This window comes from Microbulbifer sp., from assembly GCF_051659245.1.
Classification (GTDB): domain Bacteria; phylum Pseudomonadota; class Gammaproteobacteria; order Pseudomonadales; family Cellvibrionaceae; genus Microbulbifer.
Genome location: NZ_JBOFOC010000123.1, coordinates 1 through 10856 on the forward strand (window position 1 = coordinate 1; position 10856 = coordinate 10856).

Sequence of the window (10856 nt, forward strand, 5' to 3'; positions counted from 1 at the left end):
CCATGCCCGCGATCCAAAGTGCCAACAACACAGCCTGATCGCGGGCATGGCCCGCTCCTACAGCACAATCGTGCGAGTCCCGGGTCCCGTTAAATCCCCGCCTGCGCGCGCAGCGTCTCCGCCTTGTCGGTCTTCTCCCACGGAAACGCGGTAAAGGTTTCGCTGCGCGCCTCGCCGTTGGCGTCCGTCCAGTTGTAGGTGTGGGTGAAGGGCTCGCGGCCGAAGTGGCCGTAGGCGGCGGTCAATTGGTACATCGGGTGCAACAGGTCCAGTGCTTTGGAAATCGCATAGGGGCGCAGGTCGAAGTGCTCGCGCACCAGTTCGATCAGTTTGTCCTCGCTCACCCTGCCGGTGCCGAAGGTGTTGATGGACACCGAGGTGGGCTCGGCCACGCCGATGGCGTAGGAGACCTGGATTTCACAGCGGCTGGCCAGTCCGGCGGCGACGATATTCTTGGCCACGTAGCGGCCGGCGTAGGCCGCGGAGCGGTCCACCTTGGAGGGGTCCTTGCCGGAGAAGGCGCCGCCGCCGTGGCGGGCCATGCCGCCGTAGGTGTCGACGATGATCTTGCGTCCGGTGAGGCCGCAGTCGCCCACGGGTCCGCCGATCACGAAGTTGCCGGTGGGGTTGATATGGTATTTGGTGTCCGCGTGCAGCCATTCCGCCGGCAGCGTGTGGTGCACGATCAGCTCCATCACCGCCTCGCGCAGGTCCGCCTGGCTCACCTCCGGATTGTGCTGGGTGGAGAGCACCACCGCGTCGATGGCGCAGGGTCTGCCCTGCTCGTCGTAGCGGAAAGTGATCTGGCTCTTGGCATCCGGGCGGAGCCAGGGCAGCAGGCCGGATTTGCGCGCTTCCGCCTGGCGCTCCACCAGCCGGTGCGCGTAGTAGATGGGGGCGGGCATAAAGGTGGAGGTCTCGTCGGTGGCAAAGCCGAACATCAGGCCCTGGTCGCCGGCGCCCTGGTCTTCCGGCTTGGAGCGGTCCACGCCCTGGGCGATATCCAGGGACTGCTTGCCGATCACGTTGAGCACGCCGCAGGTCTCGCCATCGAAGCCCACGTCGGAGGAGGTGTAGCCGATATCGCAGATCACCTTGCGCACCAGTTCCTCCAGGTCCGCCCAGGCGGTGGTGGAGATTTCGCCGGCGATAATCGCGATGCCGGTTTTCACCACGGTCTCGCAGGCCACCCGGGCCTGTTTGTCGCGGGCCAGCAAGGCGTCCAGTAATGCGTCGGAAATCTGGTCGGCGATCTTGTCCGGGTGTCCTTCCGATACGGACTCCGAGGTAAACAGTCTGTATTCACTCATGTGGCAGTCTCCTTGTTTTTTGCCTGCGGCAAAAATAAAAATCTCTGTTTCAACGTCTTTTGGTGGATGCGCTAACGCTTATCCACCCTACGTCGGGCTTATCGCGCATCTGTAGGGTGGGTAAGCGTTAGCGCATCCACGCCGGGCGCATCCACCATCAGGGCTTGATAAATTCGCGTATTTGAATCTGGAAACCGTTGCGCAGCGCGCTGTACACGCTGCGGCCGCTCTTCAGGCCGGCGTCTTCCGCCCACCCCTGCAACTGCTCCGGGGCAAAGCCCAGCCACAGGTCTCCGCAGGCCTCGCGGGCCCAGTCCTGCCGATGGTCCTGCAGTTCGGCCACCAGCAGCTGGCCGCCGCTCTTCAGCGCCGCCTGCAGGTCCCGGAAGATCTGCGCCGGTTCCGGCGTGTGGTGCAGCACCATATTTACCACGACGCTGTCCGCACTCCGCGGCCGCGCCGATGCCTCGCGGGTGTCGCCGCAGATAAATTCGATGTTGTCCAGCCGCCGCCCGGCGGCGAACTGCTGTGCCCGCTCCAGCATGGTGGGGGACAGGTCCAGGGCGGTGACCCTCTGGTAGCGCCCGGCCAGTTCCGCGAGGAACTCCCCCTCCCCGGGCCCCACCTCCAGTGCTGTGGCGCCGGGTTTCAGCAGCTGCGCCACCTGCGGGCCGTAGACCTCGTAGCCGGCGATCAGCTCCTGCTGCTCGCGAAAGCGGTTGCCGTAGTCGGCGAAGAAGCGCCGCGATGCCTCGGCCCGCTCCTGCGCCACCGCTTCCACCGCCTCGGCCCGCTCCGCGGACAGCGGCAGCCGGTCCAGGCCGGAGAACAGCTGCTGCAAGGTTTCGCTGTCGCCGGCGCGGCGGTAGAAGAGGTTGTTGCCCTCGCGCCGGTTGTTGACCAGGCCCGCCTGGGCCAGCACCTTCAGGTGGTGGCTGAGCGCCGGCTGGCGCAGGTCGAAGATGCGGCACAGCTCCAGCACGCTGTAGGAGTCCTGGCTCAGCAGGCGCAGTATCTCCAGGCGCAGCGGGTCGCCGGCCGCCTTGAGGCGGGCCGCCAGTCGGGGGATGGCGTCGCTGTCGGAGTGCTGGGATTGAGGCATGGCGAGCAGTCTAGCAGCGCCTGCAATCTATATCAAAATTTTTTGATATAGGTATATTTGCGACAGATTGGCGGGCTGGACCGGCCAGACAGCCTTTGCGCCGGCGGGGCGATTACGGGAAAATACGCCCTCATTTTTGTCGCCGCGACAAATCCGGCCCCACACCGACCCCAGAGAGTTGAGTCCTATGCCTTCCCGCACCCCGTCCCGCACCGAGCTGGCCAACGCCGTTCGCGCCCTGTCCATGGATGCCGTCCAGAAAGCCAAGAGTGGCCACCCCGGCGCGCCCATGGGGATGGCGGATATTGCCGAAGTCCTGTGGAACGACTACCTGAAACACAACCCGGCCAACCCGCATTGGGCCGATCGCGACCGCTTCGTGCTCTCCAACGGCCACGGCTCCATGCTGCTCTACTCCCTGCTGCACCTGTCCGGGTACGACCTGCCGATGGAGGAGCTGAAGAATTTCCGCCAGCTGCACTCCAAGACCCCGGGCCACCCGGAGTACGGTTACGCCCCCGGGGTGGAGACCACCACCGGCCCGCTGGGCCAGGGCGTCACCAACGCGGTGGGCATGGCGCTGGCGGAGAAAGTGCTGGCGGCGCAGTTCAACCGCCCCGGCTATGAGCTGGTGGACCACCACACCTACGCCTTTCTGGGCGACGGCTGCCTGATGGAGGGTATTTCCCACGAGGCCTGCTCCCTGGCCGGTACCCTGGGGCTGGGCAAGCTGATCGCTTTCTACGACGACAACGGCATCTCCATCGACGGCGAAGTGCGGGGCTGGTTTACCGACGACACCCCGAAGCGTTTCGAAGCCTACGGCTGGCATGTGATCCCGGGGGTGGACGGCCACGATTCCGCGGCGATCAAGACCGCGATCGAGGACGCCCGCGCGGAGACCGGCAGGCCCACCCTTATTTGCTGCAAGACCGTGATCGGCTTCGGTTCCCCCAACAAGCAGGGCCGCGAGGAGTGCCACGGCGCGCCCCTGGGCGACGACGAAATCGCCCTGGTGCGCGAGACCATCAACTGGCAACACGCCCCCTTCGAAATCCCCGAGGAGATCCGCGCGGGCTGGGATGCGCGCGGCAAGGGCCTGGCGCAGGAAGAGGAGTGGAAAGATATTTTCGCCGACTACCAGGAAGAGTTCCCCGAACTCGCGGCGGAGTTCGAGCGCCGCTCCAGCGGCGAGCTGCCGGCGGATTTTCCGGTCAAGGCCGACCAGTACATCCGCGAGTGCCAGGAAAAAGCCGAGAAGATCGCCTCGCGCAAGGCCAGCCAGAACACGCTAAACGCCTACGGCCCGCTGTTGCCGGAATTCCTCGGCGGTTCGGCCGACCTGGCCGGCTCCAACCTCACCATCTGGTCCGGTTCCAAGGGCATCAGTGCCGACGACGCCTCCGGCAACTACGTCTACTACGGCGTGCGCGAATTCGGCATGAGCGCGATTATGAACGGCATCGCCCTGCACGGCGGTTTCGTGCCCTACGGCGCCACCTTCCTGATGTTTATGGAGTACGCGCGCAATGCCGTGCGTATGGCCGCGCTGATGAAGCAGCGGGTGATTTTTGTCTACACCCACGACTCCATCGGCCTCGGCGAGGACGGCCCCACCCACCAGCCGGTGGAGCAGCTCACCGCCCTGCGCGCGACCCCCAACCTGCACACCTGGCGCCCCTGCGATGCCACCGAATCCGCGGTCAGCTGGAAAATGGCCGTGAGCCGCACGGACGGCCCCAGCGCACTGATATTCAGCCGCCAGGGCCTGTCGCCCCAGGGGCGCGACGAAGCGCAGGTCAAACAGATCGAACGCGGCGGCTATGTGCTGGCGGACTGCGAAGGCGCGCCGGAAGCGATCATCATCGCCACCGGCTCCGAAGTGGAACTGGCCATCGCCGCCAAGGAGGAACTCTCCGGGCGTAAAATCCGCGTGGTCTCCATGCCCTGCGCCGAAGCCTTTATGGAGCAGGAAGAAGCCTACCGCGAATCCGTACTGCCGTCTGCGGTGCGCACCCGCGTCGCAGTGGAAGCCGGGCACGGCGATTACTGGTACAAATTCGTCGGCTTCGACGGCGCCATCGTCGGCATGAAGACTTTCGGCGAATCCGCCCCCGGTGGCGCGCTGATGGAGTACTTCGGCTTCACCGCGGAAAATGTTGTCGCCACAGTGGAAAAACTGCTGGGTTAATTCAAAGAGCTCCCCTCTCCCGCTTGCGGGAGAGGGGCCGGGGGAGAGGGGGCGCGGGAGAGGGCCTGAATGCCAGTAAGACTCGCCATCAACGGCTACGGCCGCATCGGCCGCTGCGTACTTCGCGCCCTCTACGAATCCGGCAGCCGCGACCGCCTGCAGATCGTTGCCATCAACGAACTGGCCGACTGCGCCACCATCGCCCACCTCACCAAATACGACTCCGTGCACGGCCGTTTCAGCGGTGAGGTTTCCACTCTCCCCTCTCCCTCTGGGAGAGGGGCCGGGGGAGAGGGCATACTCGTCATCAACGGCGACCCCATCGCCGTAACCCACCGCGAACACCTGGAGGATCTCGACTGGTCCGCCCAACAGGTGGACATAGTGCTCGAATGCACCGGCAGCTTCAGCGAGCGCGAACGCGCCGAACTGCACTTGAAAGCCGGCGCAAAAAAAGTACTCTTCTCCCAGCCCGCCAGCCGAGACGTGGACGCCACCATTGTCTACGGCGTCAACGACAATACACTCACCGGCGATGAAAAAATCATTTCCGCCGCCTCCTGCACCACCAACTGCAGCGTACCGGTAATCTCCGCCCTGGACGAAGCCTTCGGCATAGAAGCCGGCGTAATCACCACCATCCACTCGGCGATGAACGACCAGCCGGTAAACGACGCCTACCATCACACGGATTTAAGAAAGACCCGCTCCGCAGTCACCTCGATTATCCCGGTGGACACAGGCCTCGCCCGCGGCATCGAACGCATACTCCCGCACCTGGCCGGAAAATTCGAAGCCCAGGCCATGCGCGTCCCCACCGTCAATGTCTCCGCCATCGATCTCTCCGCGCAACTGCGCAAACCCGTCACCCAGGGCCAAGTCAACGCCCTGCTCAAATCCGCCGCGGAAAACCAGTTTTCCGGAATCCTCGGCTACACCGAAGAACCCCTCGCCTCCTGTGATTTTAACCACGATTCCCGCTCCGGTATTGTCGATGCCAGTCAGACACGGGTGGCCGGTGGCCACTTGGTCAAGGTTTTGATCTGGTTTGATAATGAGTGGGGGTTTGCTAATCGGATGGTGGATGTGGCGAGGGTGCTGGCGCTCGGAAATTGAGCGCCAGATCTTCTGATCCCAATTTATCTTTCTTCGTGCGAGCCCGCGCCGATGGTGATGTGAATTCGCTCATATATCGTTCAATGTCGCCCTGCCGGGCTGCATCAATAGTCAGGTTGTGCAGGAAAGGCAGTGGTGTGATGTAGTGTGATCACAGAACGCTTCACTTTTCTCCGCAACCTGATGTAACTTCCCGGCCTTCCGTTCGATGCTGCCGAGATGGCGTTGCATGATGCATCAAGAACAAGTTCAGGATGAAAGGTTAATTGGAATCGATGGGGGCAATAGTGAGACAGATTCGGTTGCTTATTTTCTCAGTCAGCACGCAGCTAACGACGATAGATATCTTCACCTAGGCAACAAACAACCAAAGAAGGGCTTGAGTGCTATGAGATGTTCAATCAGCCGTATGGCGGTGATTCTTGCGCAGACACTTTGCAAAGCTATATTAGCGCTGACGATCGCATTCGGCCTTTCTGCTTGTGGAGGCGGGGGCGGTGGTGATAATTCTTCCGGTAGCAGCAGTTCGAGCAGTAGCTCCGGTGGGGAGCCGCGGGTTTCCTATGCTTTTACTAGCGCCCAAATAACCCCGGGAGGCGATCTGGCCAACCCCAAAACGCTCAAGTTCACATGGAACACAGAATCCAATCCAGACAGCTTCCGCCTTGAGGTTAATCCGGATGGGTCTTCAGGCTTCATCTCTGTTGTGGATGACATCTCCGGGAGCGCAACCAGTGTACCTGTGGAGCTGGAGTCTCTTCACTTTACGCAGTGGTCCAGTGCACGCTATCAACTTGTAGCGGTGAAAGATGGCGAAGATGTTTCCATCTCTGATGCGTTGCCGATATCGAATATCGATAACGCGCGCTTGGTTGGTTACTTCAAGGCGCCAGTTATGAAGGCAGGAAATTGGTTTGGTTCAGTCATTACGCTCTCACCTGATGGCGAGACGCTGGCAGTGAGCGCTGCTAATACCAGTTTTGTGGATGAGTCGGGTAATAGCGTTGCTGGCGCCGGGACTGTCTACTTGTATGAGAAGCGCGAAGGTGGTTGGGTCCAAACCGAGCAGTTTTGGGCATCGTTTCCTACGAGAGAGGCTCGGTTCGGTAGCTCCGTAGTGATTTCTGCAGACGGAAACACCATGGCAATAGGTGCACCACTAGAAAGCTACACTCCCGATCAAGAGGAGACGGGGGCAGTTTATTTCTATGTGCGCAGCGAGAATGGATGGCAGCCGGACGGCAAATTTGTGTCTGCGACCCCTACAGCTTACGCACGGCTGGGTACAGCCTTGTCCTTATCGGCCGACGGTATGGTTCTCGCGGCTGGAGCCCCTACGCCGCTTCTTCCAGAAGGCGTACCGGGAGACGGGTATGCAGTAGTGTATGATCGTCTGAACGAGCTTGAGACAATACTTACCGCTGATGATAGTGAAACAGGGGATCGCTTCGGAACCTCACTTTCTGTGTCCTCTGATGGCAAAACAGTTGTTGTCGGTGCACCGTACAAATCCGTGAGTGATGAAATCCTTGGCGTTGGTACAGTGTACATTTTTTTACATGGCGGAGAGGAAGGCTCCTGGGGGCAAGTGAAAAAATATGCAGGTGTTGAGCCCTGGGGCATATATGGCAGCCCTGTTGTGCTATCTGCTGACGGAGGAACATTGGCCATTGGAGTGGTTCGCGCTGAAGACGAGCTTGGCGAATTTTCAAGCGGTGTTTTTGTTTATAAAGCCGACAAGGACGATACCGGAGCCCGCATGTGGCCAAAGCCGGAGAATTACCAATACATTAGTGCTCCAGGCAGCAGCATTAGTCCTGCGCTGGCGCTATCGGCCGATGGAAGCGTTTTGGTGGTTAGTCGGGATGAAGCACATGGCAGTGGCACTGGGATTGGTAGTGAACATAATTCTGAGTCTCGCTACTCTGGGGCGGTCGATGTTTATCGAAATAATGAGCTTCCTGTTTACGTTAAGGCATCCAACCCGGAATCCTATGACCTGTTTGGAATAGGAGTATCTATTTCCGCTGATGGCAACACCCTGGCCGTGGGTGCTCCTGGCGAAAGTAGTTGCGGCCTCGGGGTCGGCGGTGAAGAGAAACAGGACGATAACGGCTGTAAGAATTCTGGTGCCGTTTATCTCTATTGATGAGAACCTAAGGGTACAAAGATGCCGGACCGGGACTGATCCCGATTTAAATGGCTCGAATATCCCATGTGGTTCTGCCCAGGGGCCGCATCACGGGTGAGAGTCAGGCATGTGTTTGACATTCTAGGCACTAAAATTCGCGTTTCATATTCTCAAGAACAATAAAATCCGGAGCAGTAAATGAAGTACAAAACTCTAACCGCCTGCGCAATGGCAACCATGTTCCTGCCCGCGCTGTCTGTGGCCAAGCCGGATGGCTTCTATGCTGGAATCCACGCCGGTGGTATCGATTCCACGCCTTCCGCCAGCGGCCCTGGCATCAACCTAGGCTACCAGGGCACCAGTGGGTGGGGTGTGCACGGGGAGTATACCAATGACAATATCGGTGGCTTCGGCGGTGTCTTTGCCACTTACAGGACCGCTGGCACTGTCTATCTGCTGTTCAAAGGGGGCGCAGTCGGTGGGCGCTATGCGAGTGGGCTGGGTGGTGGTGTCGGCCTGGGTGTCAATCTGGGAGACAGCCTGAACCTGGAGACGGATGCCAACAGCTACGGTGGTGAGAATACCGGGAATCTACGCCTGAGTTACAGCTTTTAGTTATAACTCCCCGCTATCATCGGCAGTGAAAAAAATCATTTAAATAAACGGCGGCTAAGGGGACGAGGGTCAGTCCTTAGGGTAGCGGTATTAGGGTCGGAGTCGTTTGATCCGCAACCTCGAAAGTCATCAAAGCCCCGGCAGAGCGATTTTCCGGGGCTTTGTTATTTAACCCCTTCAATCAGCGCAATGTCCTTCTTGAGCAGATCATTGACCAGGACATTGAGTTCAACCCCCTTGGCCTTGGCTCTGGCCGAGAAGTAATCCAGCACCTCGGCATCGAGGTATAGAGGCAGATGCACCTTGGCGCCGGCATCGTAGAACTTGCCGCGCTCACCTTTGGAAAAATCGTACTCGTCACGCATGCTGTTCACCCGTTCTGATACTGCGTAATCTCGTGTCTGGTGGCTGGCCTGGCGGAGACCAGCCGGATCACCACCGTATCCTCCGCTTGTTGCTGACGGTAGGTGTGCACCACCACCAGGTAATGCTGTCTGGAGTCCCGGAACACCTCGCTCGCCAGCTCGAAGCTGACGCTGTGCTTGCGCAGGTTGCTGCGGGCCTTGGCCGGGTCCCACTCGAAATTATATTGCACCCCTCAGCCTCTCCCCGGCGCTCAGGCGCGCCTATTGTCGATGACTTTACTCATCTGCGACTTCTTCACAAGGCTGTCATCACCAGGATCAGGGCCCGCTGTTCCTCGTCGGAGAGGTGATCTACTTGCTGGTAGAGGCTGTAGAGCTCGGGGTTATGGATCTTGGGCTCGCTCGGTTCCTTGCGCCCCGCCAGCTCATCCTGGCTCACCTGCAGGATATCGGCGATCCGCTGAATTCCGAGAGTTCCGAGGACAGTATACCCATTGCATACTCACATGCGAGGGGGCATCTTGCATTTGACATTTTAAGCGCTGAAATTCGCGTTTTATATTTCCAAGAACCATAAAATGGCGGGCGCCACGCCAATGGCTTGGCCGGTGGTTTGGGCGCTGGCCTGAATTTGGGACCAAGTCTGAACCTGGAGGCGGATGCCAACCGCTACGGCGATGAGAATGTGCGCACATGCGCCTGAGCTAGATTATCAACCCGGCCCGGCGCATGCGGTTGCTGGCGGGGGGTGATGTCGGTGGTGCCCCCGGGCAGCGGCCAGCTGTTCCTCAACGACCACGGCGCCCCCTTCACCCCGCCCCTCCCAACTGACCCGCGACCTGCTGGACCGTTGCGGTATCGACAAGCCCGGCGCCTGCCACCTGTTCCAGCACACCATGGCCATCCAGATGCTGGAAAACGGCGTCGACCTGCGCTTCATCCAGGCCATGCTCGGCCACGCCGACATCTCCACCACCCAGATCTACACCCATGTCTCGCTCCGCAAGCTGCGGGACGTCTACACCCGCATCCACCCGGTCAGGTTGAAGGCGGAGGCAGGCGCAGAGGGGGCGGGGGAGCCCTCGACCCCCGACGCCCTGTTCGAGGCTCTGGATAACGAGCGGGCCGAAGAGGAAAAGAGTTTGATAGCAGTCTGTATCTCACAGGATACAATGTAGGGGATGCCGGAAATGAACAACACGATTAACGAGTACACCGACGAGCAGGGGAAAAGCCCCTATGCCGACTGGCAAGATCATAGGCGGAGGAATCCTTATGGCACGTAACGTCAGAGTGACCCACAACGAGTACCTGCGTGATCCCGAGGTGGCGGCGGAATACCTGAGTGAAGCGCTGGAAGATGGTGACCCGGCTGTTATCCTGACGGCCCTGCGCAACATCGCCGAAGCGCAGGAAGACGGTATTACTGGCTTGGCCAATCGTTCTCACCTGGGCCGCGAAAGTATGTACAAAATGCTCTCGGCAAGCGGCAACCCCAAACTGTCCAGCTTCACCAAGGTCATCCACGGGCTTGGGTTAAAGCTGAAGGTTGAGAGAGATACAGGGCCGCACCAAGCGGTCTGAAAGCCTTGCTTCACTGATCGCCAGCCAGGCCCCGCCGCCCCTCGAACACCAACTCATAGGCCTTGACTATCATCTGCAGTGACAAAATCCATTTAACCTGAAAGCCGGCCCCCGCTACCCTGCCTGTGTTCACGATAATAGGAGGGGACAATGAAAGCCGTCATAGCTATCGTCAATAAATCCACGGCTATAAAAGCGACCGGGCAGTCGGGCTCTGTTGAGTGCAACTACTCTGACAATTACTATGGGGATCAGGTTTGTGTGCTGTGCCGGAGTGTGTAGCTCTTCGGGTCATCTATACGTAAACCGCAAAGTAATTTCCGCACCGGTTCCTGCCGTAGGGTGCGCCGTGCGCACCATTCAGGGTTGATGTGGGGGCCAGCGCTCCTTGGTGCGCACGGCGCACCCTACGGTCACTAACCGGTCTTCACGATATCGTAAG

At 60.0% G+C, this 10856-nt stretch carries 11 protein-coding genes; 6 read left to right on the forward strand and 5 right to left on the reverse strand.

The window, feature by feature from the left end; all coding sequences use genetic code 11:
- Nucleotides 1-89 precede the first annotated feature (89 nt).
- A complete protein-coding gene (gene metK, locus ACRC0P_RS12925) occupies nt 90-1310 on the reverse strand; it encodes a methionine adenosyltransferase (RefSeq protein ID WP_438631548.1) in 1221 nt (406 codons plus the stop codon).
- Nucleotides 1311-1467: 157 nt separating this feature from the next.
- Nucleotides 1468-2412, reverse strand: coding sequence for a metalloregulator ArsR/SmtB family transcription factor (locus tag ACRC0P_RS12930; RefSeq protein ID WP_438631550.1), 945 nt, complete (start codon nt 2410-2412; stop codon nt 1468-1470).
- A gap of 187 nt (nt 2413-2599) precedes the next feature.
- Between ACRC0P_RS12930 and tkt the strand changes: the two genes are divergently transcribed.
- The 4 genes from tkt to ACRC0P_RS12950 all read left to right on the forward strand — a co-directional run bounded on the left by tkt (nt 2600) and on the right by ACRC0P_RS12950 (nt 8465).
- Nucleotides 2600-4603: a transketolase gene (tkt, locus tag ACRC0P_RS12935; RefSeq protein ID WP_438631552.1), complete on the forward strand. Its 2004-nt coding sequence runs from the start codon at nt 2600-2602 to the stop codon at nt 4601-4603.
- A 69-nt stretch (nt 4604-4672) separates the two neighbouring features.
- Nucleotides 4673-5719: a type I glyceraldehyde-3-phosphate dehydrogenase gene (gene gap, locus ACRC0P_RS12940; protein WP_438631554.1), complete on the forward strand. Its 1047-nt coding sequence runs from the start codon at nt 4673-4675 to the stop codon at nt 5717-5719.
- Between the two features lie 229 nt (nt 5720-5948).
- A complete protein-coding gene (locus tag ACRC0P_RS12945) occupies nt 5949-7868 on the forward strand; it encodes an FG-GAP repeat protein (RefSeq protein ID WP_438631556.1) in 1920 nt (639 codons plus the stop codon).
- 180 nt (nt 7869-8048) lie between these two features.
- The gene (locus tag ACRC0P_RS12950; RefSeq protein ID WP_438631558.1) at nt 8049-8465 is read left to right on the forward strand and encodes a hypothetical protein; all 417 of its coding nucleotides are present in this window, start codon (nt 8049-8051) and stop codon (nt 8463-8465) included.
- 164 nt (nt 8466-8629) lie between these two features.
- Here ACRC0P_RS12950 and ACRC0P_RS12955 read toward each other — a convergent pair whose 3' ends face one another.
- The 3 genes from ACRC0P_RS12955 to ACRC0P_RS12965 all read right to left on the reverse strand — a co-directional run bounded on the left by ACRC0P_RS12955 (nt 8630) and on the right by ACRC0P_RS12965 (nt 9269).
- The gene (locus ACRC0P_RS12955; protein ID WP_438631560.1) at nt 8630-8830 is read right to left on the reverse strand and encodes a hypothetical protein; all 201 of its coding nucleotides are present in this window, start codon (nt 8828-8830) and stop codon (nt 8630-8632) included.
- Between the two features lie 5 nt (nt 8831-8835).
- Nucleotides 8836-9060, reverse strand: a complete 225-nt coding sequence (locus ACRC0P_RS12960; protein WP_438631562.1) for a BrnT family toxin — start codon at nt 9058-9060, stop codon at nt 8836-8838.
- A gap of 65 nt (nt 9061-9125) precedes the next feature.
- Nucleotides 9126-9269 carry a hypothetical protein gene (locus ACRC0P_RS12965; RefSeq protein ID WP_438631564.1) on the reverse strand — a complete coding sequence of 48 codons (144 nt, stop codon included), beginning with the start codon at nt 9267-9269 and terminating at the stop codon, nt 9126-9128.
- A 403-nt stretch (nt 9270-9672) separates the two neighbouring features.
- Here ACRC0P_RS12965 and ACRC0P_RS12970 point away from each other — a divergent pair, with 403 nt between their 5' ends.
- Both ACRC0P_RS12970 and ACRC0P_RS12975 read left to right on the forward strand, forming a co-directional pair.
- Nucleotides 9673-10008 carry a tyrosine-type recombinase/integrase gene (locus ACRC0P_RS12970; protein ID WP_438631568.1) on the forward strand — a complete coding sequence of 112 codons (336 nt, stop codon included), beginning with the start codon at nt 9673-9675 and terminating at the stop codon, nt 10006-10008.
- 97 nt (nt 10009-10105) lie between these two features.
- A complete protein-coding gene (locus tag ACRC0P_RS12975; protein ID WP_438631566.1) occupies nt 10106-10414 on the forward strand; it encodes an addiction module antidote protein in 309 nt (102 codons plus the stop codon).
- Nucleotides 10415-10856 lie beyond the last annotated feature (442 nt).

Excerpts from the sequence above, each read along its gene's own strand:
- ACRC0P_RS12955 (WP_438631560.1), bottom strand. The coding sequence starts at position 8,830 with ATGCGTGACGAGTACGATTTTTCCAAAGGTGAGCGCGGCAAGTTCTAC.
- gap (WP_438631554.1), top strand. The coding sequence starts at position 4,673 with ATGCCAGTAAGACTCGCCATCAACGGCTACGGCCGCATCGGCCGCTGC.
- ACRC0P_RS12950 (WP_438631558.1), top strand. The coding sequence starts at position 8,049 with ATGAAGTACAAAACTCTAACCGCCTGCGCAATGGCAACCATGTTCCTG.
- metK (WP_438631548.1), bottom strand. The coding sequence starts at position 1,310 with ATGAGTGAATACAGACTGTTTACCTCGGAGTCCGTATCGGAAGGACAC.
- ACRC0P_RS12945 (WP_438631556.1), top strand. The coding sequence starts at position 5,949 with ATGATGCATCAAGAACAAGTTCAGGATGAAAGGTTAATTGGAATCGAT.
- tkt (WP_438631552.1), top strand. The coding sequence starts at position 2,600 with ATGCCTTCCCGCACCCCGTCCCGCACCGAGCTGGCCAACGCCGTTCGC.
- ACRC0P_RS12930 (WP_438631550.1), bottom strand. The coding sequence starts at position 2,412 with ATGCCTCAATCCCAGCACTCCGACAGCGACGCCATCCCCCGACTGGCG.
- ACRC0P_RS12975 (WP_438631566.1), top strand. The coding sequence starts at position 10,106 with ATGGCACGTAACGTCAGAGTGACCCACAACGAGTACCTGCGTGATCCC.